The following is a 24,221-nucleotide window of genomic DNA, read 5'->3' on the forward strand; positions in this document are numbered from 1 at the left end:
ACTACTCTCCCATGGTGGCAACCATGAGCTCTACCGAACCATCTTCCGCCGTCGACCGGGCGATCCTGGACGCGGCGCGCGCCTGCGTGGCCGAATTCGGCGTCCGGCGCACCACCCTGACCGAGGTGGCCCGCCGCGCGGGCGTCAGCCGGCCCACCGTGTACCGGCGCTGGCCCGACACCGGTTCCCTGGTGGCCGACCTGCTGGTGCGGGAACTGCGCGAGATCGTCGCCGACACCGCCCCCAGCACCGGCACCGCCCGGGAACGCCTGGTCGGCGCGATCGTCGGCGGCGGCTCCATGATCCGGCGGAACCCGCTGTTCGCCAAGATCTTCCGCGCCGACGCCGACGTCATGCAGACCTACGTCTTCGAACGCCTGGGCCGCAACCAGCGCGCCCTCATCGACCTGTTCGCCGGAGGCATCCGGGAAGGCCAGGCCGACAACTCGATTCGCGACGGCGATCCGGCACACCTGGCCGCCATGCTCCTGCTCATCGCCCAATCCGCGGTCCAGTCCGCGTCCGCCTTCGCCGTGGTGGTCGACAGCGACCACCTCGACGCCGAACTGACCCACGCCCTGCACGGCTACCTCGCACCCGCCCCCGGCGACTCCGGACCGCGATAACGCGTCCGGCGATCGACACCGCACCGAAAGGCCCTGACATGACCAGCAATCCGGCTCCGTCCCATTCCGCGCTCAATCGCGAGCGGCGGCAGCGGGAGCTGACCGCGCTGGGCGACGGGTCCGCGATCGACATGCTGGTGATCGGCGGTGGCATCACCGGTGTCGGTGTGGCCCTGGACGCGGCCGCGCGCGGGCTGCGCACGGTCCTGGTGGAGAAGCACGACTTCGCGTTCGGCACCAGCCGCTGGAGCTCCAAGCTGGTGCACGGCGGGCTGCGGTACCTGGCCAGCGGCGGCGTCGGGATCGCGCACGAGAGCGCGGTCGAACGCGACATCCTGCTCACCCGCACCGCCCCGCACCTGACCCGCGCCCTGCCGCAGGTGGTGCCGCTGCTGCCGAGCATCGGCACGGCGCAGAAACTGCTGGTGCGCACCGGATTCCTGGCCGGTGACGTGCTGCGCCGGACCGCCGGGACCCCGGCCTCGGTGCTGCCGCGCTCGCGACGGGTGGCGGCCGCGGAGGCGCTGCGGCTGGCCCCGACGGTGCGGCGGTCCGGGCTGCGCGGCGGATTGCTGGCCTGGGACGGGCAACTGGTCGACGACGCGCGACTGGTGGTGGCCATCGCCCGCACCGCGGCACGGGAGGGCGCGACGGTGCTGACCCGGGTCGAGGCCGTCGACGTCACCGGCACCTCGGCCACGCTGCGGGACACGCTGACCGGTGAAACCCTGTCCGTGACAGCGCGTTCGGTGGTGAACGCCACCGGCGTGTGGGCCGATCAGGTGGATCCGAGCATCGAGTTGCGGCCCTCGCGCGGCACCCACCTGGTGTTCGACGCGGCCGCGTTCGGCGGCCTGACCGCCTCACTGACCGTGCCGATCCCCGGCAGCACCAGCCGTTTCATCTTCGCGTTCCCGGCCGCGCACAACCGCGTGTACCTGGGCCTCACCGACGAGGAGGCGCCCGGCCCGGTGCCGGACGTCCCGCACGCCACCGACGGCGAGATCGACTTCCTGCTCGACACCGTCAACACCGTGCTGCGGGAGCCGTTGCGCCGCAGCGATATCCGCGGCAGCTTCGCTGGCCTGCGGCCGCTGCTGCGCACCGGCGACGACAGCACCGCCGACATCTCCCGCGAGCACGCGGTGCTGACCTCCCCCACCGGCGTGATCACCGTGGTCGGCGGCAAGCTCACCACCTACCGGAAGATGGCCGAGGACGCGGTGGACGCGGCCGTCGGGCACGCGCGGCTCGCCGCCGCGCCGTGCCGCACTCGCGCGCTGCCGCTGGTGGGCGCGGTCTCCGGTGCGGAACGCGACGCCATCGAGGCCCCGCCGCGGCTGGTCGAGCGCTACGGCAGCGAGGCGGCCGCGGTGCTGGAATTGTCGCGCCGGCATCCGACGCTGGCGGCGGAGGTCGCCCCCGGCATGGATGTCACCGGGGCCGAATTCGCTTACGCGGTCAGCCATGAGGGCGCGCTGGACGAATCCGATCTGCTCGACCGCCGGACCCGGATCGGCCTGGTCGACACCGACCGCAAGGCCGCCGAACCGGCCGCGCTGGCCGCCTTCCTGTAATCCAGAGCCGCCGTCCGGCACGTCTCCGCTGTCCGCCCATACGAGGCGTTTCTCTTGGACGTGCCGCATGGGCGCGAGCAGCAGGCAGGCACAGCGCGGCGATCAGCCGGTGACAGCGCAGCCCGAGCCCGTCGGCAGTCCGGTGCCCACCTGGATGTCGACGTAGGGGAACACATCCGGGGAATCGGCATGGCGCTGCCAGATCTGGAGGCGGTGCGGTCCGGGCGTGGTGGGCGTCCAGCGGGCCTGTGCCAGCGAGCCGGAGGGGTTGGCGACGGCGAAGGGAACGCTGTTGTCGTAGAACACGACCGGGGTGACCGGGTCGTCGACGATCCCGTCGATGTCATAGGAGCAACCGGTCCCGTAGTTGGTGGCGGGGCCGAAGCTGATGCCCGGATCGATGCCGACCCGGGTGCCGGTGGCCTCGGCGGGAGCGGCCAGTGCGGCGAGCGCGGCGACGGTGGCGAGGGTGGCCGCCGAGGCGGTGGTGGTCCTGATGATCGAGCCCGTCATGGTTCGGTCCTCATCGGGTGCCGCCGGAGCCGAATGCCCCGGCACGATGCCTCGATCCTGGCCCCCGGATTGCCGCTTCGTGCCGCATTGTCGCAATCCGCCGATCACGTGTCGCCGCGATCGGCTTGTGGACCTGCCGGATACGCGGCTGTGGTCCGGCCATATGCACGAGTGTGGAACGGTCATATGCTTGGCTGCGATGTTCCGAGCGCGGGGAGAGGCGCGGGCAGAGGGAGGCGCGGATGGGTCGGATTCCGACGACGGTCGGGGTGATACCTGGGGCCGGGCTGGTCGCCCGGTTCGGAAACGTGGTGATCGTCCTGCACGGCGAGAGCCCGTCCACGGACCGCATCCTCGGCGCGGCCGAGACCGCCGCGAACGCGGCCGACCCCGGCATGGCCATCGCCCAGCGCCTGGCCGCCACCGTCTTCACCAGCAGCACCGCCCAGCCCCCGGCCTTCGGGGTGGTCGCCCCCACCGCGGGCGGCATCCTGATCCTGCTGCGCGGCTCGGTCAGCGCCACCGTCGACGGCCCCGAGGGCCACCGCGTCCTCTCCGGTCAACGGGCCATGACCTGGGCCGACGAGATCATTCAGGACCCGATCCGCCGTCTCACCCTGTCCGCCGACCGCGCGACCGGCGAGACCCCGCACAGCGACCTGCGCGCGGGCGTCGTGCCCGGCGGCGGCGTAGTCCTGCACGCGCCCATCTCCGGACTTCCTTCCCAGCGCGGCGGCGACTCACCCGCGAAGGCGGCGCACGCTCCCGCACAGGACTCCGCTCCCCCGCAGAACCGCGCCCCCGATCAGCGGCCCCTGGCCAAATCCGGCCCGGCGACACAACACCCGTCAGGTCCGGTCGTCGCGTCCGGTCCCGCCTCGGCGTCGAGCCCTGCCATCCAGCGCGGGTCCACACCGCCTCCCACCCAGCACGCCGCCGCGCCACCCACCCCGCACGCGCAGGGGCCAGGTTCCGAGGCGAATGCGGAGGTGACCCGACGGGTCACACCCACGCAGTCGCAGACCGGCTTCACCCCCGCCCCATCGGCGGGCGCGGAAGCCGATCGCGGACAGGCGGTTTCCCCGTCGGCGGCCGATTCGATGCCCAAGGCCGGGCCGGTGCATCCCCGGAACGCGGCGACGACTCCGCGGGCCGGTGGCCCGGATATGACGAAGAAGCCCGCGGCCCCGTCGCAGCCCGCCGAGCGGCGGGACGATCGGCCGGATCCGGAGGATCAGCCGCCGACGGCCGCCTATGTCTCGGAGCCCGAGGTCGCCGAGACGCGGGCGGCGGGCACTCCGCCGTCCACGTCCACGCTGGCGGGTCCGGGCGCGTCGCTCACGAGCGCGGAGGGTGAGACCTATCCGCTGGATCGCCCGTATGTGATCGGGCGCGACCCGATGATCGACGAGGCAGTGCGGCGGGCGGTGGCCTCGCCCATCGTGATCGCGCGCGATCGCCACGTGTCCCGGGTGCACGCGCGCGTGTTCGTCGAGAAGGGCCAGGTGTTCGTGCGGGACGCGGGCACACCGGGCGGCACCTACGTGGCGGCGCCGGGTGCGGCGGACTGGGTTCGGGTGGGTCAGCAGCCGATGGAGTTGAAGGCGGGCTGGAGCCTGCGGATCGGCGAGCGGGTGCTCACCTACCGCACGGCGTGAATCTCATTGCAGCGCTGACCAGTCCCCGCGTTGGAGGGCGTCGCGCGCGTTCGGCGGGATCGTGAGGCGGGCGCGGACGGCCTGCTGGGCGGCGGCCACATCGGTCGGGTGGTGGCCGAGGACGATCGCGCCGACCACCCGGCCCTGGGACAGGATCAGGCGCCGGTAGGAGGGCCGCGGCGACCCGTCGACGACGATCACCTCGTCGTGCTGCTCGGGTTCGACCCGGCCGATGCCGAACAGTTCCAAGCCGACGCCCTTGAGGATGGTGGCGGGTGTCTCCGCGGTGAGCACCTGCTGTCCGCCGAGCGCGTTGACGGCGGCGGCCTGCGCCTGTTCGGCCGCGATGGGCCACAGGCCGAGAACGCGGTCACGGTGTTCGGCGACGTCGCCGGCGGCGTACACGTTGGGCGCGGCGGTACGCATCCGGTCGTCCACGAGAATGCCACGACGGCAAGGGATTCCGGCGCGCACGGCCAGGTCGGTGTTGGGTTTGATGCCGGTGGCGGTGAGGAAGACCTCGCAGGGCAGCACGGTGCCGTCTTTCAGAACGACACCGCGAACCGGGTCCGCCCGGTGCCGGTCGGCCGCGGATCCACCCGGGCCGCCGGGACCGGAATCGCCTGTCAGCGCGGCTGTTTCGGCCCGGTACCGGACTTCGATCCGCGCCCGGGTGAGGTGGTCGGCGACCATGGCGGAGGCGCGCGCGTCGAGCTGCTTGCTCAGCAGCCGGGAACCGCGCTCCAGCACGGTGACCCGTAAACCCAGCTGATGCAGCGCGTACGCGGCCTCGAGCCCGAGCAGGCCGCCGCCCGCGACCACGGCACGGGTGCAGGACCGCTGCTGGGCATAGGCCCGAATGTCGAGCGCGTCCCCGGCTTCCCGAAGCACGAAGCTGCCCGGCCGGTGCAGGCCCTCGATCTCGGGCAGCGCGGCGGACGCGCCGGTGGCGAGGATCAGCCGGTCGTAGGGCAGCACATCGCCGGTGCCGAGGTGCACTCGTTGTGCACGCGGATCCAGGTGTGTGACAAGAGTATTCAGCCACGGCGTGATCCGGTGGTCCTCGTACCACTGCTCGGGTTGCAGATAAAGCCCCTGCATGGCGGAGCGGCCGGGGATGAGCCGGGAGATGCCCATGCGGTTGTAGAAGTCGTGGGATTCCCGCCCGATCAGGTGGATCTCGCAGTCGGGGTGGCCGCGGCGCAGGAAGTCGGCGGCGGTGACGCCCGCGATGCCGGTGCCGATGACGACCAGGCTCACCAGGGAGCGGTCGAAGTGGGCGGGCCGGTCGCCGGTGGCGCGACCGGGCTGCGGGGTGAGCGAGACGCGCACACCGCCTTCGTTGATCCGCGCGCAGCAGGCCATGCGGGTGTTGTCGGCGAATCCCAGTCGGCGCAGGGTGTTCTGCTCGTCGCCGGTCGGTGCGCACAGTTTCTCGCCGCCCTCGAGGATGGCGACCGGGTCCGCGCCGCAGACGCCCATGCGGCAGCCCGACTCCAGCGGCAGGTTCGCCTTCTCGGCCAGGTCGAGCAGGCTGACACCGATCTCGGCGGCCACGGTGCGGCCGTCGAACTCCACCGAAGCGCCGGGAGCCGTTGCCTTCTCGGCCTCGCGCGGGCGCGGGAACGGCAGCAGCACGGGTTCGGTGCGCGCCCCGGTGGTGAGCGCGTACTGGAGTTCGCTGACCCGGGTACGCGCCAGGAACAGCAACGTCGCCGCCAGGACGAACAGACTGATCGGCCACCGCAGCCAGGCCACTCCCCCGGCACCGGTGACGGTGGTGAACGCCCCGAGCAGCACCGGCCCCGCGAACCAGTAGAAGCCGTTCAACGCGATGGCCGCGTACACCGCCGACAGCACGGCCGCGCTCACCCCGGTCAGCGCCTCGACCGCGAAGTAGACGCCCACCGCGACCAGCACGGCCGCCCCCAGCGCCAGATACCGTTGCGGCACAGCGACACCCGGATACCCGGCCAGCACCATGAATCCGAGGACGAATCCGGGCAGCGCGGCGGCGAACAGTTTGCGCGGCGCGCTCCAGCCGGGATCCGGGTCGGCCATATCGGCTTGGTAGGCGGCGCGCGGTTTGAAGTCGAAGCAGTTCTTGGCGCAGCCCAGGCACGGCTGACAGTGATTGTTGGCGATGGTGACGAACGGCGTCTGCCCGTAGGCGCGCTGCAACGGGAACAGCGGGCAGATGCTGGAGCACCACCCGCTCTTGCCCTTGAACGCGATGCCACCGGTGAACGCGGCCAGCAGCACCGTGGAAAGCACTATGCCCGTGGCGATTCCGCTGCGATCGAGTCCGGCCACCCGGGATCCGGCGATGCCGAAGAACAGGGCGACCGCGATCAGATACCCGCGCTGCTGCAACCAGGCCGGTGCGGTGGCCCCGCGGGTGAAGCGCAGCAGCCGGGGCAGCTGATTGGTGGCCGCGAGCGGACAGGTGTTGCGCCACAACCCCGGTGCGATCAGGAACAGCCCGGGCAGCAGCGGCACCACGATCTTGAAGAAGACGAACAGCCCGCCCGCCGGCCGCACGAACAGCGTGACGATCAAGGCCAGGTACGCGGTGATGCTCAGCACGCGCACGCCCTGCCAGACCCGCAGCGGGATCCGGCTGGGCAGTTCGGTGAAGGCGGGGAACAGGTTCCGCTGTCCGGTCGGGTCGAGGCCGAGGACCCGGTTGGCGACCGCCACCCAGCCGGGCGGCGGGGTGGGTTCCGCGCCGGGTGGCCGGGGAATCACGCCGGAGGGCCCGAGTACGGTCTCGGATCCGTCGAAGCCGTCGGGTTCGGCGGTGGGCATGTGCAGCACCAGGATCTCGCAGCGTCCCAGCCGCACCACGTCGCCGGTCATCAGTTCGCGCCGCCCGGTCAACGCCACCCCGTTGACGGTGGTGCCGTTGCGGCTCCCCAGGTCGACCACGGACAGCGCGGTCGGTGTGGGCACCAGCCGCAGGTGCTGCCGGGACACCCCGCCGTCGGCGAGCACCTCGTGGCTGCCGTCGCGTCCGAACACGATGGGCCCGTCCAGCATGCGCCGCCGCGCGGGCCGTCCCCATTCACGGATCTCGATGACCGGCCGACCAGCCATGCTCCCACCCCTTCCCCTGCGCGGCCGCCGATCGCGCCGCGCTCGTGCTTATATCGCCGATTTCCAGGCTCACCATTACCGTCGAGGCGCGGTGTCCCGCATCCGAACCTGTTCGCGGCGAACCGCGATTTTCAGGCGCGCTCCCGTAGTCGCTGCACCCGCACGTAGCGGTACCGTTTCCCGACCCGTCTGCACCCGGTCGCGAGCGCCAGTCCCGTCACCGCACCGCCTGCGGCACAGGCGATCACGCCGAGCGGGGTGGGTTCCCGCCCGAGCAGCACCCACGCCGCGCCGACGGCGGTCACCCCCAGCAGTCCCATACTGATGGCCAGCCCGACGGTCGACGCGAACCGGGCGCTCCCGCGCCGCAGCGTCCGCGCGTTCGATTCGGCGTAGGCCGCCGCGAACAACAGCAGCAACGCCAGCCCGACCCCGGTGGCCGTGGTGGTCGCGGGCTGCTGTGTCCGCACCCCGAACCGATAGGCGGCCGTCTCGGACCCATTGCGGGACAATGACAATTCCCCGGTCAGCCGTCCGGCGAGGACATACCGGTTCACCGGCGCGGCCGCCTCCCCCGCGCCTCCGGCCAGCGTCGTCTCCTCGCCTCCGGCCCGCAGCCCGAGCACATTCACCGACAGCTTCGCGCCATCGGCCGACCCACCCGACACCGTGATCGGCACCGGCTTGGACAGATCCAGCACCACCGTCTCGGCTGCCGGATCGACCCCGCCGATCCGCACCATCCCCACCGGCGGCGCCTCCCGCCCGACGGCCCCGATCCCGAGCACCGCGGCCCCGCCGGTCACCACCGCCAGCAGCCCCGCCACCAGGAACGGAACCCGCGGCGACGGCAAGGTCACCACCTGCTGCACCGGCACCAGATCCGCCCGCGCCACCTCCACCAACCGCACCCCGCCGTGCTGAATCGGCTCCCGGGGCCGAACCCGCTCCATCGGCTGGGTCGGCCCGAACCCGAGACCCGCGTCCCCGCGTTCGTCTCTCCTTCCGCCACCTCCCGGCCCGGGAACCGGTCCCCCGGGCCTCGGCCCACCATGACCTGAGGGAGGAGCCCCGCCGGGCGCGGGTCCTGGGCCCTGCCCCGCCCGCATCGTCGGCGCCGAGCGTCGATCGGCGGGAGTTGCCGCGCGAGTGGCGTCGGGCGGCCGCTGCGATCGGACAGGTTGCGGCCCAGGGGTTATCGGACCGGATCCGGCATCCCGGGTGCGCGCGCCCGGCGGCATGGTTCCCGGCCCGGTTCGCGTCCCCGGGCCGGTGGGCATCCGGGGGCCTGGCTGCGGGGTGAACGGTCCCTGGGGGCCGCGCATCGGGGGTGGGGTGAAGGGGCCCGGGCCCGAGCGCGGGGTGCCCGTGGCCGCGGCGACGATCGTGTCGGCGCCGATGACCGGGATGCCCACGGGGGTGAGCCAATTCGTGCCCCAGAAGTGGGCGGCGGTTTCGGCGATGGCGATGCCGAAGGTCTCGGCGGTGTCGTAGCGTTTGGCCGGGTCGGAGGCGAGGCCGCGCATGACGGCCTCGGCGATGGGGTGAGGGACGAAGGGGGCGACCTCGGTGAGGGGGACGGGGTCGGAGTAGGCGTGGGCGAAGAGCAGGGCCAGCGCGTCGGATCCGGTCGAAAAGGGCAGGACGCCGGAGAGGAGCTGGTAGAGCATGGTGGCGAGGGCGTAGACGTCGGTGGCCGGGGAGAGCCCTTGGCCGCGAACCTGTTCGGGGGCGATGTAGGAGGGGGTCCCGATGATCTCGCCCGCCTTGGTGACCAGGGTGTCCTCGCCGCCGACGATCTTGGCGATGCCGAAGTCGGTGAGTTTGAGCGCCCCGTTGGCGGCGAACATCAGGTTGGAGGGTTTGACGTCGCGGTGCAGGATGCCGCTGCGGTGCGCGGCGTCCAACCCGGCCGCGCAGGACAGCGCGACCGCGACCGCGGCGGTGGCCTCGAATCCCGCTGTGATGAACCGGTTCTCGACGGTCCCGCCGGGTAGGTATTCGAGGACCAGCAGGCACAGGTCGTCGTGTTCGATGTAGTCGTAGACCGGCACCACGTGCGGATGGTCGAGCGCCGCCATCACCCGCGCCTCGTCGACGAAGCGCCGCCGCACCTGCATATCGTCGGCGAAGTGCGGCGGGATCTGTTTGATGGCGACCCGCCGGTGCAGTCCGCGATGCACCCCCGCCAGCACCACCCCGCATCCACCGCGCCCGATCTGCCCGCCGATCTCGTACCCGGGCAGCGCGGCCCGCACACGCGCCACATCGGCGCCGCTGAGATTCCCCGCGCTCATCTCCCCGGGCCCTCCGACCGGAATCCGGTCCCACCGGGATCACTGCGTAGCGTCGGCTCGTCGTCGGGATCGGACGTGCCCGGTCGTTGCACACCCGCCGGATACCCGGCGGTCTGCTCACCGGTTCCGGCCGGACTCGCCCCGCCACCGGGCTCGCCGACAGCGGGCGCCCCGCCCGAGGGCAGCAGCGTCTCGGCTCCGACCTCCGGTCGCCCACCCGACTGCGGGGAATGCACCGTGGTGGTGGCGTTTTCGCCGGTGTCGGGCAGCATGGCGGAGGCCAGTGGCCCGCCGCCCGGATACGCGCCGCCGAATCCTGACTTCGAGATGCGGGTCGTTTCACCGCTCTGGAACGCGGCGGGATCGGGCGTGGGCGCCGGGGTGGGTCCACCCGGGAAGACACGCATCGGCCCCTGCGAGGCACCCGGTCCGGGCTGCGCCGCCGTGCCTGACCCTGCGGGCCCATAGGGAACGAATTCCGTTGCCGCACTGGACGTCTGGTTCCTGATATCGAGGTCGGGATAGGTGCCGCCCGGCCCGACCGGCCGCAGGTCGCGGAACGTGCCGCCGTAGGGCGGATTCGGGCCCGCCTGCGCGGCCTGGTGCTCCGGCTCGGGCGGGCCGGGGAACGGCATCGGCGCGCCACTCGCCTGGGGCGCGCCCATCCCGTGCCGCCCGCCGCCGAACGGCACCCCCATTCCACGCGGCGGCGCACCGATCCCGACAGGCGCTCCGATACCGAGGGGCGAGCCGGACCCGGCGGGGAAGCCGCGGGCATCGAGTTCCTGTGCGGCGGCGAGATCTTCGGGATCCAGCCCGAGGTCATCGGATTGCCGCGGCGTGGGCGAGAGGTACCCGGCCAGGAAGAACACGGCCGCCAGCACCCCGGCCAGCGACAACCACAGCACGGTCCCCGGCACCCACCACCGGGCCACCGACCCGGTGAACCCGATCATCAGTCCGATGCCGATACCGGGCGCGAGCAGCCGCAACCCGCGCTGCCAGCGGTTGGCCGAGAGCCGGTGGCGCGCAACCGTCAAGGCCGCGTCGGCGATGGCGAGACCGGTCAGGACGGCGATGATGATCCCGAACAGTCCGTACACCGAGGCCAGGGACCCACGCACGTCGACGACGGTGTGCACGGCGGCCAACGGCTTGCCGTCCTGGCCGATGAGGGTCAGGTCGGAGCCGATCAAGCCGGTCGCCTGCCCGTCCAGTCCGGCCGGATCCAGCCGGTAGGTGAGTTTCTCGGTCTTGCCCGCGCCCACCGTCAATTCGACTGTCGTGGAATAGGAGTAGAAGTTCAGTCCCAGCACGTGCCCGGCGAGGTCGACCCGCCGGATCGACACCGAACCGGACGACTTGTTGGTCACCTCGACGACGACCAGGGACACCTTCTTGGGATCGAGGCGCACCGGATTCCCGGCGTCCGCGCCGCCGATGGCCCGCCCGTCCAGCGTGGCCGTCGCGCTGACCCCGCCCGCCGCGCTCGCGGGCGGGGCCGCGAACAGTAGTACGGCGAAGGCGAATACGACCGCGGCCAGCCCGGCGTACACCGCCCGGCCCGGTCCCCGCATGCTTCGGGCACCGCGCGCGGTGAGCGGCGGTGCGGTGCGTTCGTTCATCGGGGCCTCCGTGCGGGGAGATGGGAGATCATCCGGTGGCCGTAGAACCAGCCGCCGATGAGCAGGAAGAACACCAGCACCGTCATGGTCGCCGCGCCGCCGCCGACCTGACTGACCAGCACGATGTCCAGGGGCGCGGCCAGCTTCCTGCCGCACTCCGCGGTGACCTCGTGCTGACCGATCTCGGTCCCGCCGGTGGTGAGCGTGGCCTGGAACCCGCCGTCCGCGCCGGCGGTGGTGTCGGCCGCGGCGGCTCCGCCGATCGAAAGCCGCACCGCCGCACCGGGATCACATCCGCTGCCACTGGCCACCACGGGCGCGCCGGGCGGGACCGCGGGCGGATTGAGCTGCAGTCCGGAAACCTGCGGAGCGACAGGCGGCTTGGTCTCGGTGGTCGGCGGTGTGGTGGTGGTCGTGGGCGGCGGTGGCGGTACGGCGGTCGTCACCGAGGTGATGGGCGGCGGATTGCCGCCGCCGGTGGCGCATTGACCGTTCGGGGGCTTGACCGAACCGTCGGGACATCTCGGTGGCTGGGTGGTCGGGCAGTCGCCGTTCGCCGGTTTGACCGATCCGTCCGAGCACGTGATCGGAGGATTCGTGGTGGGACAGTCACGATTCGGGGGTTTGGTCGAACCGTCCTTGCATGTCACCGGTGGCGGACAGGTGCTCCCGGCGGGCTTCGTCGTGCCGTCCGAACATCTCTCGGTTGTCGGACACGACCCACCGGCGGGCTTCCAGGAACCGTCCGGGCACCTGGTCGGACACTCCCCGCCCGCGGGCTTCGTCGAACCGTCGGGACACTTCGTCGGGCAGTCCCCGGTCGAGGGCTTCTGGGTACCATCCGGGCAGGTCGGGTGTGCAGGGCACTGGCCACTCGGCGGCTGGACCGAACCGTCCCAGCAGTACGTGATTCTCTTCGACGGGCACACGCCCGACGGGGGTTTCGGAGTGCCGTCATCGCATAACACGGGCGTGTTGCAGTCGGTGCCGCAGCCGTCGCGGGTGCCCGTGTCGTCACAGCTGTGGCCGCACTGCTGCTTCTTGGTGTCGCCGCCGCAGTTCTCGGCGACGGCGCATCTCGGTGGATTCGTCGTGGTAGGTGCGACTTTCACCGGCGGGCCGCCCTGGGGTGCGGGCTGCGGGACGGTGGTGGTGATCGGCGCCGGGGCGCTGATTCCCGGGTTGGCCCAACCGATTCCGGCCGGGAGCCCGAGCGCCAGGAGCGCTGCGAGCAGGAGAACAAGGTGTAAGGTCCGGGGTGAAAATCTCACCGCGCGGGCCAGTTTCGCGTGCCGGTCCCCACCAGCACGCCGAGTGGAATTCAGTGAAGTATTCATTCGGCGTGACCTCGCTTGTTCGATGGTAAGGCCAACCGCGCCCCCGCCGCCCTTCTATCGCAGTGGCGATCACGCCCGTTCACACTCGGGACCGACCGGTCCGCTGGGTCTCGGGTACCGCGCCCTACGATGGCGATGACCGACTGGGACGCTCCATCGCGCCGAGAGGACAATCGTCACCATGCATCGAGCCGCGCCTGTGAGCGATATCGACGAGTCCGCGCTCCAGGTCACCGCTCCGAAGACCGAGGCCGCGGGAGTCAAGGCGGTCACCGTCGCACTGGAGCGCGCGGTCGAGGAGATGGGCGTGGTGCGCACGGCGCGCACGCTGGCCCGGGTGAATCAGCGCCACGGCTTCGACTGTCCGGGATGCGCCTGGCCGGAACCGACCGGTCGGCGTCGCCCCGCCGAGTTCTGCGAGAACGGCGCGAAGGCCGTCGCCGAGGAGGCGACCCTGCGCACGGTCACCCCCGAGTTCTTCGCCGCCCACTCCGTCGACGACCTGGCCGCCAAGTCCGGCTACTGGCTCGGCCAGCAGGGCCGCCTCACCCATCCGATGGTGCTGCGCGAGGGCGACACCCACTACTCCCCCATCGCCTGGGACGACGCCTACCGCCTGATCGCCGACGCCCTGCGCGGCCTGGACTCCCCCGACGAGGCCGTCTTCTACACCTCCGGCCGCACCGCCAACGAGACCGCGTTCCTCTACCAGCTGCTGGTCCGCGCCTACGGCACCAACAATCTGCCCGACTGCTCGAACATGTGTCACGAGTCCTCGGGCACCGCCCTGGTCAGCTCGATCGGCATCGGCAAGGGCTCGGTCACCATCGATGACTTCACCAAGGCCGACCTGATCATCGTGGCCGGCCAGAACCCGGGCACCAACCACCCGCGCATGCTGTCGGCGCTGGGTGAGGCGAAAGCGCACGGCGCGACCGTGATCGCGGTCAACCCGCTGCCCGAGACCGGCCTCATCGGTTTCAAGGATCCGCAGACCGTCAAGGGCTTCACCGGCGGCATCAGCATCGCCGACGACTTCCTGCAGATCCGCCTGGGCGGCGATATGGCCTTGTTCCAGGGCCTGGCCAAGCTGCTGTTCGACGCCGAGGACCGCGCGCCCGGCACCGTGGTGGACCGCGCCTTCGTGGACGCGCACACCGCGGGCTTCGCCGACTACGAGAAGCACATGCGCGCCGTCGATCTCGACACGGTCGTCGAAGCCACCGGGCTGACGCGCGAAGACCTCGACCGCACCGCGGCACTGCTGGCCGAGTCGCAGTCGACCATCATCTGCTGGGCCATGGGCCTGACCCAGCAGGTGCACGGCGTCGCCACCATCGAGGAGGCCACCAATCTCCTGCTGCTGCGCGGCATGATCGGCAAGCCCGGTGCGGGCGTGTGCCCGGTGCGCGGCCACTCCAATGTGCAGGGCGACCGCACCATGGGCATCTGGGAGAAGATGCCCGAACCCTTCCTGGCCGCCCTGGACCGCGAATTCGGCATCACCAGCCCCCGCACCCACGGCTTCGACACCGTGAACGCCATCCGCGCCATGCGCGACGGCCGCGGCAAGGTGTTCTTCGGCATGGGCGGCAATTTCGTCTCCGCCACCCCCGACACCGAGGTCACCGAGGCCGCGCTGCGCACGTGCGCTCTCACCGTGCAGGTTTCGACGAAACTCAACCGCAGCCACGTGGTGCACGGACACACCGCGCTGATCCTGCCGACGCTGGGCCGCACCGACGAGGACGTCCAGGACGGTGTGCGCCAACAGGTTTCGGTCGAGGACTCCATGTCCATGGTGCACCTTTCGACCGGCCGCCTGACCCCGGTCAGCGATCAGCTGCGCAGCGAGGTCGCCATCGTGTGCGAGCTCGCCCAGGAGCTGTTCGGACCCGAGCACGCGGTCCCGTGGGGCGCGTTCCGCCGCGACTACGACCGGATCCGCGACGCCATCGCGCAGGTCGTGCCCGGCTGCGCCGACTACAACGCGAAGGTGCGCGGCCGCAACGGATTCCAGCTGCCGCACCCGCCGCGCGACGCCCGCGAGTTCCGCACCGCCACCGGCAAGGCCAATTTCGCGGTCAACGACCTGCACTGGCTGCCCGTCCCCGCGGGCCGCCTCATCCTGCAGACCCTGCGCAGCCACGACCAGTACAACACCACCATCTACGGCCTCGACGACCGCTACCGCGGCATCCACAACGGCCGCCGGGTGGTGCTGGTCAACCCCGCCGACATCACCGCGCTCGGATTCGCCGAGGGCGACCTGGTGGACGTCGTCTCCGAGTTCGAGGACGGCAGCGAGCGCAGCGTCGCCGGGTTCCGGCTGGTCGGCTACCCGACCCCGCGCGGCAATGCCGCCGCCTACTATCCGGAGACCAACCCCCTGATCCCCCTGGACCACGTGGCGAAACGCTCCAACACGCCCGTCTCCAAGGCCGTCACCATCCGTTTCGAACCGCACACCCACGTCACCGCATGAACCGGGGCCCCGCATGAGCCGAGTCACCGCACGCCGCCGCACGCTGCGCATCTCCCCGCACGGCACCATCACGCGGCCGGACACCCTGGCCGTCGAGGAGCCCCTGGAGATCCGCACCGGCGGGCAGTCACTGACGGTCACCATGCGGACGCCGGGCGCGGACATCGATCTGGTGCACGGCTTCCTCTACGCCGAGGGTGTCATCGACACGGCCGAGGACATCGTCAGCGCCCGCTACTGCGCGGGCACCGACGAGAACGGGCAGAACACCTACAACGTCCTCGACGTCCAGCTGCGGAATCCGGTGCCGATCCAGCCCAGGCCGTTCCTGACCAACAGCTCGTGCGGCCTGTGCGGGAAGACGGCCCTGGACGAGGTCCGGACCCGTATCCGCCACGAGATCCCGGCGGGCGCGCCCCGCATCGATGTGCACACCCTCGCCAAGCTCCCGGCCGAACTCCGTTCCCGCCAGCAGGTTTTCGACGCCACCGGCGGCCTGCACGGCGCGGGCCTGTTCACCGCCGACGGCGAGGCCGTGGCGGTGCGCGAGGATATCGGCCGGCACAATGCCGTGGACAAGCTGGTCGGCTGGGCCTTGCGCGAGAATCGGCTCCCCGCAAGCGATCTCATCCTCATGGTGAGTGGCCGCGCCTCCTTCGAGCTGGTCCAGAAGGCCGTCATGGCGGGCATTCCGGTGCTGGGCGCGGTGTCGGCCCCCAGCTCGCTGGCGGTGGATCTGGCCGCCGATTCCGGCCTGTCCCTGGTCGGTTTCCTACGCGGTGAAACCATGAACATCTACACCGGCGAGGACCGCATCGCACTGTGATGCCCGCGGTGTTCCACAGGGTGAGGCAGCGGGGTCCTTTCCGCCGCTCCGGCTGCTAGTCTCCGCAATAGAACACGTTTCAATTCTGATGGGAGAACCCCTATGGCAGCGCAGCCCCGGGATGTCGTGGAGCAGTACGTGAAGCTGGTCGCGACCGGCCCGACCTCGGCGATCCTCGACCTGTACGCCGAGGACGCCGTGATCGAGGACCCGATCGGCAGCCCCGAACGTCGTGGCCACGAGGCCATCGGCGAGCTGTACAAGGCGCTGGAGAACCTCGAGCGCGAGACCGAGCTGCACACCGTCAAGGTGGCCGGCAACCACGTCGCGGCCCACTTCACCCTGGTCACCGTGTCCAACGGGCACCGCATGACCCTGGCGCCCATCGACGTGATGGAGCTGAACGACGAAGGCAAGATCATCAAGATGCGCGCCTACTGGGGTCAGGACGACCTGAAGATGGAGCAGATCTAGCCACAGGCTTGCCCCTCACCCCCGCCCGAATTACGGTGACAGCACAGTGATTCGGCGAGGGTGGGAGGGCCTGTGCGGATCTCGTTGCGCGGCACCGGTGACGGGGTGCGGATCAGTATGCGGCTGGAGATCAACCGGCGGCGCTGGATCGCCCTGCTCATCATGCTGGGGGTGCTCACCGCGACCGGCCTGGTCACCGGACTGTGGGCGGTGATCGCCCCGGAATCGTTCTACGACAGCTATCCGGGATTCGGGCTGCGCTGGGTGCGCGCCGACGGGCCCTACAACCATCACCTGGCCGCCGACGTGGGGGCCTTCTTCCTCGCGCTGGGCGCCGTCTCCGCCGCCGCGCTCTACTACCGCGACAGCGTCATCGCCCGGGTCTCCGGACTGGGCTGGCTGGTCTTCGGCCTCCCACATTTCCTGTACCACGCCTTCCACCGGCCGGACGCGCTCAGCGGCCTCAGCTACGGCCTGTCGCTCTTCGCGGCCCTGCTGCTCCCGGCGCTCGCCCTGGCCGTCCTGCTGGTAGCCCCGCGTGAGCGGTTCCCGGTCCCGGAACCGGCCCCCTTCACGTTCAAATTCCCCCGCCGCGGCAATACCGCCCAGCGATGAATTCTCCGTGGTCGCGTCGTCGTAACAGGTGACCCGAACGCACCGATTTTCGGAGTAGCGGAGTAAAGGTTCAACGGCGAACCACGGAGGATCAACGGCGATTCTCGACACGGGCACAGTCGGCTCACCCCGACCGTCACCGACTCCACGGCTATCCGGAAACGGACGGAGCCCACAGCAGAACACCAACGAACTGTCGGTCGGGTTCGCGCACGGCGGCTGGTCAGCGCCCGGCGCAGCGACCTACGACGACTTCTCCGCCGACCGAACCACAACGGCACAAAGGAACCGGCTCCGCGAGAGGAATCTCGCGGAGCCGGTGTCGTTCGGGTCGGGCTACGCCGACTTCTCGCGGCGCTCGGGGGCCGAGCGCTTGCGCGGCACGATGGTCGGCAGCACATTGTCGTTCACCGTGTCGGCGTTGACGACCACCTTGGCCACGTCATCCCGGCTGGGGATGTCGTACATGACCGGGAGGAGGACTTCCTCCATGATGGCGCGCAGACCGCGGGCGCCGGTGCCACGCAGGATCGCCTGATCCGCAACGGCTTCCAGGGCGTCCTGGGTGAACTCCAGATCCACGCCGTCCATCTCGAACAGGCGCACGTACTGCTTCACCAGGGCGTTCTTCGGCTCGGCCAGAATCCGGACCAGGGATTCCTTGTCCAGGTTGGTGACCGAGGCGACGACGGGCAGACGGCCGATGAACTCGGGGATCAGACCGAACTTGATCAGATCCTCGGGCATGACCTCGGCGAAGTGGTCGGCGGTGTCGATCTCGGCCTTGGACCGGACCTCCGCGCCGAAACCGATGCCGCGCTTGCCGACCCGGTCCTGCACGATGCGCTCCAGGCCGGCGAACGCGCCCGCCACGATGAACAGCACATTCGTGGTGTCGATCTGGATGAATTCCTGGTGCGGGTGCTTGCGGCCGCCCTGCGGCGGCACCGAGGCCTGGGTGCCTTCCAGGATCTTCAGCAGCGCCTGCTGCACGCCCTCACCGGAGACGTCGCGGGTGATGGACGGGTTCTCCGACTTGCGGGCGATCTTGTCGACCTCGTCGATGTAGATGATGCCCGTCTCGGCGCGCTTGACGTCGTAGTCGGCGGCCTGGATCAGCTTGAGCAGGATGTTCTCGACATCCTCACCGACGTAGCCGGCCTCGGTCAGCGCGGTGGCGTCGGCGATGGCGAACGGCACGTTCAGCATCTTCGCCAGCGTCTGTGCCAGGTAGGTCTTGCCACAGCCGGTGGGGCCGAGCATCAGGATGTTGGACTTGGCCAACTCGACCGGTTCACCCCGGGAGTCGCGGCCCTTGTCGCCCGCCTGAATGCGCTTGTAGTGGTTGTAGACCGCCACCGCGAGCGTCCGCTTCGCGGAATCCTGCCCGATCACGTACTGCTCCAGGAAGTCCCGGATTTCCGCGGGCTTGGGGAGTTCGTCGAGCTTGACCTCGCTGGATTCGGCGAGCTCTTCCTCGATGATCTCGTTGCACAGGTCGATGCACTCGTCGCAGATGTACACCCCCGGTCCCGCAATGAGCTTCTTGACCTGCTTCTGGCTCTTTCCGCAGAACGAGCACTTCAACAGATCGCCGCCATCACCGATGCGCGCCATCTCCTGGGTCCCTACTTCCTTGTCCGCGTGCAACCGTCTGTCCCCGGTTGTCGGCGAGCTGCCTTCTTCGAGCGTATGCCGCGACCCCTGATTTTGCGGATCCGGCGATTCGGCTGTCTATCCAAACCTGATTTCGAACGAAGAGCAGAGCCGACAACCACGAGCAAAGGTCCCTAGAGTGACCGTACCCGTTTCGCGTGACCGAGGTCGACAACTTGGGCACGTTTCTCGCCGGACATGTGCGTGGACTCACCTCTGCCCGGGTGGCGGGACGTTCGCGGCACGCCGCGACCCCGCCACCCGCCCAGCTCACTTCTGGGCGCTGAGCTTGCGGTACTCGAACACCGTGTCCACGATCCCGTAGCCCTTCGCCTCTTCGGCGGTGAGGATCTTGTCGCGGTCGGTGTCCTTGCGGATGACGTCCGAGTCCTTGCCGGTGTGGCGAGCCAGCGTGGTCTCCATGAGGCGACGCATGCGCTCGATCTCGGCGGCCTGGATCTCGAGGTCGGAGACCTGGCCCTGGATGCCGCCCGAGGTGGACGGCTGGTGGATCAGGATGCGGGCGTTGGGCAGCGCGGCGCGCTTGCCGGGGGCGCCGGCCGCGAGGATGACCGCGGCGGCCGAGGCGGCCTGGCCCAGGCAGACGGTGGCGACGTCGGCGCGCACGTACTGCATGGTGTCGTAGATGGCCATCAGCGCGGTGAACGAGCCGCCGGGCGAGTTGATGTACATGGTGATGTCGCGGTCCGGGTCCTGGGACTCGAGCACCAGCAGCTGCGCCATGATGTCGTTGGCGGAGACATCGTCGACCTGGTTGCCCAGGAAGATGATTCGCTCCTCGAACAGCTTGTTGTACGGGTCCGAGGTCTTGACGCCGAAGCTGGTCTGCTCGGTGAACTGCGGCAGGATGTAGCGCGACTGCGGCAGGTTACCGGCGGCGGCGAAAGTGATGCCCGCGGCCCGCGGATCGATCATGTTGGACATAAACGTCTCTCCAAAGTCTGTGTGGTGGGCTGCGGAACTACTTGCTGCTGCTGCCGTTCGCCTGGCTGGCGTGGGTGACCACATGGTCGATGAAGCCGTAGTCGAGCGCCTCTGCGGCGGTGAACCAGCGGTCGCGGTCGGCATCGGCGGTGACCTGCTCGATGGACTTGCCGGTGTGCTGGGACTGCAGCTCGTTCAGCTCACGCTTGGTGTAGGCGAACTGCTCGGCCTGGATGGCGATGTCGGCGGCCGAACCACCGAGACCGGCCGACGGCTGGTGCATCATGATCCGCGCGTGCGGCAGCGCGTAGCGCTTGCCCTTGGTGCCCGCGGCGAGCAGGAACTGGCCCATGGAGGCGGCCAGACCCATGCCGACGGTCCGGATGTCGCATTCGGCGAACTGCATGGTGTCGTAGATGGCCATGCCGGCGGTCACCGAACCACCCGGGGAGTTGATGTAGAGCGAGATGTCCTTGGTCGGGTCCTCGGCCGTCAGCAGCAGGATCTGCGCGCACAGCTTGTTGGCGATGTCGTCGTCGACCTGAGTGCCCAGGAAGATGATGCGCTCGCGCAGCAGGCGCTCGTACACCGAATCACTGAGGTTCAGACCAGCAGTCGCGGATGTCATGCGCACCCCTGCCTGATGAATTGTCACGGATACCTGCCCTCTCTCAACGGCTCGGTTAACAAGCCCCTACTGATTCGCTGACACAAACCCTAACGAAGCAGGGCGGCACCGAACTCCCGGTACCGCCCTGCTTCGCTCACAGCGCAAACTTACGTCAACGCTTCGCGTTCCGGTGTACGGGGGTTCTCGGGGGTGTCACCCCGAGAACCCCCGTACACAGGGGTGCGATGAAATTCTTACTTGGCCTCGGCCTCGGCCTCGGCGGCCTCGGTGGCGTCGGCGACGGTCGCCAGCTCCTCGGCGGAGACCTCCTCGGCCTCGTCGGCCGGGTTGCCGAACATCTCGGCGGTGTCCACGGTGTTGCCGGCGGTGTCGGTGACGGCGGCCTGGACCACGACACCGGCGAGGGCCTTGCCGCGACGCACGTCGGCGAAGACGGCGCCGAGCTGGCCGGCCTGCTGGATCTGCTGGATGAACTGGTCCGGGCTCATGCCGTAGCGCTGCGCCTGGAAGATGATCCGCTCGTACAGCTCGTCCTGGCCGACCTGGGTGTTCTCGGCCTCGGCGACGGCGTCCAGCAGCAGCTGGGTCTTGACCGACTTCTCGGCGGCCTGCTTGGTGTCGGCCTTGAACTCCTCGAGCGAGGAGCCCTGCGCCTCGAGCGCCTCGGCCAGTTTGGCCTCGTCGTGGTCGAAGCCGTGGACGGCGTCGTGCTCGACGGCGTCGATCTCGGCCTTGACGACGCCCTCGGGCAGCGGGATCTCGACGGTCTCGAGCAGCTGCTCGAGCACCTTGTCGCGGATCTCGCCGGCCTGGGTGACCTTCTTGACGCGCTCGACGCGGGTCTTGAGGTCTTCCTTCAGCTCGTCGATGGTGTCGAACTCGCTGGCCAGCTGGGCGAACTCGTCGTCGGCCTCGGGCAGCTCGCGCTCCTTGACCGACTGCACGGTCACGGTGATGACGGCTTCCTTGCCCGCGTGCTCACCGGCGACCAGCTTGGAGGTGAAGTCCTTGGACTCGCTCTCCTTGAGGCCGATCAGGGTCTCGTCCAGGCCCTCGATGAGCTGGCCGGAGCCGACCTCGTGGGACAGGCCGGTGGTGGAGGCCTCCTCGACGGCCTCGCCGTCGACGGTGGCGGACAGGTCGATGGAGACGAAGTCACCGTTCTCGATGGCCCGCTCGACCGCGGTCAGGGTGCCGAAGCGCTGACGCAGCGACTGCAGCTGCTCGTCGATGTCGGCGTCGGTGATCTCGATCGGGTCGACGGTGACGGCGACGGCCGAGAAGTCCGGCAGGGTGATCTCCGGGCGGATGTCGACCTCGGCGGTGAAGGCCAGCTCCTGGCCGTCCTCGATCTTGGTGATCTCGATCTCCGGCTGACCGATGACCTTCACCTCGGTCTCGATCACGGCTTCGCTGTAGCGCTTGGGCAGCACGTCGTTGACGACCTGCTCCAGCACGGCGCCACGGCCGACACGGGCCTCGAGAAGCTTGGCCGGCGCCTTGCCCGGACGGAAGCCGGGGATACGGATCTGCTGCGCGAGAGCCTTGTAGGCGCGGTCGAAGTCCGGCTTGAGCTCCTCGAAGGGCACCTCGACATTGATGCGGACCCGAGTCGGGCTCAGCTGCTCGACGGTGCTCTTCACGGACATGCTCCTTGTTCGTTGTTCATGGTTGACGTCTAGGTTCCCCCCGAACGCATCCCGACCAGGTTAGTTGACGGCCCGGGGGGCCGTGTAACCGGTCGTCGCGCAGGGGGCGCCCGAATGCCGCACAGGGCACCGGGGCGGCCGGTCGGTGGACCGGTCGCCCTGGTACTGGCGGTTTATCTCAGCTACCGACCTTGACGGCGTCGGTCACGAAGACCAGCGTCTCGCCCGGCTTCATGCCGCTCGGCGGGCGGTCGCCGTAGCCGAGGGCGGGCGGGATGATGAGCAGCCGGCGGCTGCCCTCCTGGATGCCGACCAGGCCCTGGTCCCAGCCCTTGATGACCTGGCCCGCGCCCAGCGTGAGGGGCAGCGGCTTGCCGCGGTCGAAGGAGCTGTCCAGCTTCTTCTGGTTGGACCAGGTGATCAGCGTGTAGTTGGTGCTCAGCTTGTCCCCGGCCTTGGCCTCGGGGCCACTGCCCACGACCAGGTCCTTGGTGATGAGCTCCTTGGGCGGATCGCAGTCGGCGGGCAGCGTGATGGTCGGCGCGGTGCCGAAGCCGCCGTCCACCTTGATGTCCTCGGCGGTGCACTCGCGGCCCTTGCTCGCGGCCGTGGTGGCGGCCGCGCTGGTCGAAGCGGCGGCGGTCGTCGTCGTGGTCGACGACGCCTTGTTGTCGCTGCTGCCACCGCAACCGGCCGCCAGCATCGTGGCGGCCGCGACCGCACCGATCACACCGACCTTGCCCACCAAGCGCATTCCCGCTCCTGTCCGTCGAGTCCGGTTGCCGCACAGATTGCGACGCCGCGCCGAACCTACACGGCTTCGGGCGGTCGAGCCGGTCGGGGCGCGCCCGCAAGGGTTTCGGCGGCGCGCCGGGTGTGGTCAGCGGGCGCTGACGAGGATGGCGTACTGGGCGGCGGCCATCTGGTGGACGGCCGATTCGGTGGGGCCGGATACCGAGGCCAGATAGCGACCGTCCAGTACAAGGCAGGTGTATTCGTTGTGCGCCGCGGCATCGGCATCGCGCAGGCAGACGGCTTCCGGGACGCCGTCGGGCGCGGGTACGACGGTTCGGGTGGCGGTCGGCTCCGAGAGCCGCCGCAGCGCGTGCCGTGCGCTGACGGCATCGGAAAAACGCAGCAGCCGTGTGGAATCCGTGACGGCCGCGGCCTGAACCGCGAGGCTGTCCTCACCAGGACGGTCGATCAGCAGCCCGGCGACGACCGGACCGTAGACGACTCCGGTGGCGCGCCGCGGCCCGCCCCAGCCCGCGATGAGGCCGTATTCGTCCTGGAACAGCGTGGGATACGGCCAGTGTCCGGGCTGGGCGGGCAGCAGGCGCGACAGCATGCCGTCCGGGTCGAGGGTCAGCGCCGAGAGCGCCTCCGGCGCGGTGGCCGTGAAGGCCTCCAGCCGTGGGAGTTCCGCGTCGAAAGCGCGAGCGGCGAGGGTCTTCATGGCGGCGCGGTCGGTGGTCCGATCGACGATGAAGAGGCTCACGACGTAGGGGCCGTGGGCGAGCGTGACGGCCATGGTCGGAACCATCGGACGCCAATGCCCGTGTGTCGCAAAGTATTCGGCGAACTGGACCCTGACATTGTCGCGATTGACCGCGGCGTCGGCGGCGTCGATCTCGCGGGCGGTGTCGATGGCCGCCATGGGGTCACGCATGCGCAGCACCGTGATCCGCAGTCCGGTGGCCGCGCCCTCCGTCGGGGTGCCACTCGGGTCGTCGGTGCCGCCGATGCTGAATCCGGCCAGCATGCCGTGCGCGGTGAGGGTCGGCCGGGTCGCCTCGGCGAGGATGCCGACCGCGTCCGTCGGCGTCGGCACCGGGATGGCCGAGAGCCGGGACAGGGCGGGGTCGACGTCGCGCGGCGAGACGACGGCGTCGGCCATGCGGACCGATTCCAGCAGCCGCGTATAGGTTTCGCCGGTGTCCCCGGGGGCCGCGAGTGGCCGGCCGCTGTAGCCGCCCAGATCCAGGGAGCGCAGTTCCGGTGTGGCCGCGCGCGGTGCGCCCGCGATGGCGCAGGCGCTGACCAGCACCGCGACGGACACCAGTGGAAGTCGTCCGGCATTCCCCCGCCGGTTCATCGGATCACTTCGGCGCATACCGCCACCCCCGTAGCCGCTTGATTTCCGAGTGTGGGCGCACCGATTACCCGCGGCAACCGGTTATCGGGACATCGCGACCGGTCCGTGACAATTCG

General features: G+C 70.2%; 19 protein-coding genes. 7 read left to right on the forward strand and 12 right to left on the reverse strand.

All coding sequences use genetic code 11. The features are described from left to right. Window positions 1-23 precede the first annotated feature (23 nt). Both ACWEOI_RS24475 and ACWEOI_RS24480 read left to right on the forward strand, forming a co-directional pair. Window positions 24-626, forward strand: a complete 603-nt coding sequence (locus ACWEOI_RS24475; protein WP_433671715.1) for a TetR family transcriptional regulator — start codon at window positions 24-26, stop codon at window positions 624-626. Between the two features lie 38 nt (window positions 627-664). Next, complete coding sequence (locus ACWEOI_RS24480) at window positions 665-2,203, forward strand: FAD-dependent oxidoreductase (protein ID WP_433671714.1); 1,539 nt, start codon at window positions 665-667, stop codon at window positions 2,201-2,203. A 102-nt stretch (window positions 2,204-2,305) separates the two neighbouring features. On the opposite strand, the gene ACWEOI_RS24485 is transcribed toward ACWEOI_RS24480, so the two are convergent. Beyond that, window positions 2,306-2,716 (reverse strand): hypothetical protein, encoded by a 411-nt coding sequence (locus ACWEOI_RS24485; protein ID WP_433671713.1) that lies wholly within the window; start codon window positions 2,714-2,716, stop codon window positions 2,306-2,308. Window positions 2,717-2,958: 242 nt separating this feature from the next. Here ACWEOI_RS24485 and ACWEOI_RS24490 point away from each other — a divergent pair, with 242 nt between their 5' ends. Next, window positions 2,959-4,374, forward strand: coding sequence for an FHA domain-containing protein (locus tag ACWEOI_RS24490; protein WP_433671711.1), 1,416 nt, complete (start codon window positions 2,959-2,961; stop codon window positions 4,372-4,374). 3 nt (window positions 4,375-4,377) lie between these two features. Here ACWEOI_RS24490 and ACWEOI_RS24495 read toward each other — a convergent pair whose 3' ends face one another. The 5 genes from ACWEOI_RS24495 to ACWEOI_RS24515 all read right to left on the reverse strand — a co-directional run bounded on the left by ACWEOI_RS24495 (window position 4,378) and on the right by ACWEOI_RS24515 (window position 12,193). Continuing rightward, complete coding sequence (locus tag ACWEOI_RS24495) at window positions 4,378-7,470, reverse strand: FAD-dependent oxidoreductase (protein ID WP_452361125.1); 3,093 nt, start codon at window positions 7,468-7,470, stop codon at window positions 4,378-4,380. A gap of 131 nt (window positions 7,471-7,601) precedes the next feature. Next, on the reverse strand, window positions 7,602-9,767 hold the full coding sequence (locus ACWEOI_RS24500) for a protein kinase domain-containing protein (RefSeq protein WP_452361126.1): 2,166 nt from the start codon (window positions 9,765-9,767) through the stop codon (window positions 7,602-7,604). Next, a complete protein-coding gene (locus ACWEOI_RS24505) occupies window positions 9,764-11,392 on the reverse strand; it encodes a hypothetical protein (RefSeq protein WP_452361127.1) in 1,629 nt (542 codons plus the stop codon). Before ACWEOI_RS24505 ends, ACWEOI_RS24500 begins: the two co-directional genes overlap by 4 nt. Further along, window positions 11,389-11,838: a hypothetical protein gene (locus tag ACWEOI_RS24510; RefSeq protein ID WP_452361128.1), complete on the reverse strand. Its 450-nt coding sequence runs from the start codon at window positions 11,836-11,838 to the stop codon at window positions 11,389-11,391. Before ACWEOI_RS24510 ends, ACWEOI_RS24505 begins: the two co-directional genes overlap by 4 nt. A 163-nt stretch (window positions 11,839-12,001) precedes the next feature. Then, window positions 12,002-12,193 carry a hypothetical protein gene (locus ACWEOI_RS24515; protein ID WP_452361129.1) on the reverse strand — a complete coding sequence of 64 codons (192 nt, stop codon included), beginning with the start codon at window positions 12,191-12,193 and terminating at the stop codon, window positions 12,002-12,004. Window positions 12,194-12,910: 717 nt separating this feature from the next. On the opposite strand from ACWEOI_RS24515, the gene ACWEOI_RS24520 reads away from it, so the two are divergent. The 4 genes from ACWEOI_RS24520 to ACWEOI_RS24535 all read left to right on the forward strand — a co-directional run bounded on the left by ACWEOI_RS24520 (window position 12,911) and on the right by ACWEOI_RS24535 (window position 17,129). Further along, window positions 12,911-15,214, forward strand: coding sequence for an FdhF/YdeP family oxidoreductase (locus ACWEOI_RS24520; RefSeq protein ID WP_452361130.1), 2,304 nt, complete (start codon window positions 12,911-12,913; stop codon window positions 15,212-15,214). 13 nt (window positions 15,215-15,227) lie between these two features. Next, window positions 15,228-16,040, forward strand: coding sequence for a formate dehydrogenase accessory sulfurtransferase FdhD (fdhD, locus tag ACWEOI_RS24525; RefSeq protein ID WP_452361131.1), 813 nt, complete (start codon window positions 15,228-15,230; stop codon window positions 16,038-16,040). Between the two features lie 102 nt (window positions 16,041-16,142). Continuing rightward, window positions 16,143-16,514, forward strand: a complete 372-nt coding sequence (locus ACWEOI_RS24530) for a nuclear transport factor 2 family protein (RefSeq protein ID WP_357090235.1) — start codon at window positions 16,143-16,145, stop codon at window positions 16,512-16,514. 72 nt (window positions 16,515-16,586) lie between these two features. Further along, a complete protein-coding gene (locus ACWEOI_RS24535) occupies window positions 16,587-17,129 on the forward strand; it encodes a hypothetical protein (RefSeq protein WP_433671698.1) in 543 nt (180 codons plus the stop codon). Between the two features lie 336 nt (window positions 17,130-17,465). Here ACWEOI_RS24535 and clpX read toward each other — a convergent pair whose 3' ends face one another. The 6 genes from clpX to ACWEOI_RS24565 all read right to left on the reverse strand — a co-directional run bounded on the left by clpX (window position 17,466) and on the right by ACWEOI_RS24565 (window position 24,105). Next, window positions 17,466-18,746 carry an ATP-dependent Clp protease ATP-binding subunit ClpX gene (clpX, locus tag ACWEOI_RS24540; protein ID WP_357090239.1) on the reverse strand — a complete coding sequence of 427 codons (1,281 nt, stop codon included), beginning with the start codon at window positions 18,744-18,746 and terminating at the stop codon, window positions 17,466-17,468. A 309-nt stretch (window positions 18,747-19,055) separates the two neighbouring features. Then, window positions 19,056-19,730, reverse strand: a complete 675-nt coding sequence (locus tag ACWEOI_RS24545) for an ATP-dependent Clp protease proteolytic subunit (RefSeq protein ID WP_357090241.1) — start codon at window positions 19,728-19,730, stop codon at window positions 19,056-19,058. 37 nt (window positions 19,731-19,767) lie between these two features. Continuing rightward, on the reverse strand, window positions 19,768-20,358 hold the full coding sequence (locus ACWEOI_RS24550) for an ATP-dependent Clp protease proteolytic subunit (RefSeq protein ID WP_357090243.1): 591 nt from the start codon (window positions 20,356-20,358) through the stop codon (window positions 19,768-19,770). Between the two features lie 236 nt (window positions 20,359-20,594). After that, window positions 20,595-22,004: a trigger factor gene (gene tig, locus ACWEOI_RS24555; RefSeq protein ID WP_433671696.1), complete on the reverse strand. Its 1,410-nt coding sequence runs from the start codon at window positions 22,002-22,004 to the stop codon at window positions 20,595-20,597. 184 nt (window positions 22,005-22,188) lie between these two features. Next, the gene (locus ACWEOI_RS24560) at window positions 22,189-22,764 is read right to left on the reverse strand and encodes an FKBP-type peptidyl-prolyl cis-trans isomerase (RefSeq protein WP_379270731.1); all 576 of its coding nucleotides are present in this window, start codon (window positions 22,762-22,764) and stop codon (window positions 22,189-22,191) included. Window positions 22,765-22,890: 126 nt separating this feature from the next. Further along, window positions 22,891-24,105, reverse strand: a complete 1,215-nt coding sequence (locus ACWEOI_RS24565) for a DUF7373 family lipoprotein (RefSeq protein WP_452361132.1) — start codon at window positions 24,103-24,105, stop codon at window positions 22,891-22,893. Window positions 24,106-24,221 lie beyond the last annotated feature (116 nt).

The sequence above is a fragment of the Nocardia sp. NPDC004340 genome, assembly GCF_053602575.1.

Coding starts and splice junctions, on each gene's coding strand:
- ACWEOI_RS24475 (WP_433671715.1), top strand. CDS start 24: ATGAGCTCTACCGAACCATCTTCCGCCGTCGACCGGGCGATCCTGGAC.
- ACWEOI_RS24480 (WP_433671714.1), top strand. CDS start 665: ATGACCAGCAATCCGGCTCCGTCCCATTCCGCGCTCAATCGCGAGCGG.
- ACWEOI_RS24485 (WP_433671713.1), bottom strand. CDS start 2,716: ATGACGGGCTCGATCATCAGGACCACCACCGCCTCGGCGGCCACCCTC.
- ACWEOI_RS24490 (WP_433671711.1), top strand. CDS start 2,959: ATGGGTCGGATTCCGACGACGGTCGGGGTGATACCTGGGGCCGGGCTG.
- ACWEOI_RS24495 (WP_452361125.1), bottom strand. CDS start 7,470: ATGGCTGGTCGGCCGGTCATCGAGATCCGTGAATGGGGACGGCCCGCG.
- ACWEOI_RS24500 (WP_452361126.1), bottom strand. CDS start 9,767: ATGAGCGCGGGGAATCTCAGCGGCGCCGATGTGGCGCGTGTGCGGGCC.
- ACWEOI_RS24505 (WP_452361127.1), bottom strand. CDS start 11,392: ATGAACGAACGCACCGCACCGCCGCTCACCGCGCGCGGTGCCCGAAGC.
- ACWEOI_RS24520 (WP_452361130.1), top strand. CDS start 12,911: ATGCATCGAGCCGCGCCTGTGAGCGATATCGACGAGTCCGCGCTCCAG.
- fdhD (WP_452361131.1), top strand. CDS start 15,228: ATGAGCCGAGTCACCGCACGCCGCCGCACGCTGCGCATCTCCCCGCAC.
- ACWEOI_RS24530 (WP_357090235.1), top strand. CDS start 16,143: ATGGCAGCGCAGCCCCGGGATGTCGTGGAGCAGTACGTGAAGCTGGTC.
- clpX (WP_357090239.1), bottom strand. CDS start 18,746: ATGGCGCGCATCGGTGATGGCGGCGATCTGTTGAAGTGCTCGTTCTGC.
- ACWEOI_RS24545 (WP_357090241.1), bottom strand. CDS start 19,730: ATGTCCAACATGATCGATCCGCGGGCCGCGGGCATCACTTTCGCCGCC.
- ACWEOI_RS24550 (WP_357090243.1), bottom strand. CDS start 20,358: ATGACATCCGCGACTGCTGGTCTGAACCTCAGTGATTCGGTGTACGAG.
- ACWEOI_RS24560 (WP_379270731.1), bottom strand. CDS start 22,764: ATGCGCTTGGTGGGCAAGGTCGGTGTGATCGGTGCGGTCGCGGCCGCC.
- ACWEOI_RS24565 (WP_452361132.1), bottom strand. CDS start 24,105: ATGAACCGGCGGGGGAATGCCGGACGACTTCCACTGGTGTCCGTCGCG.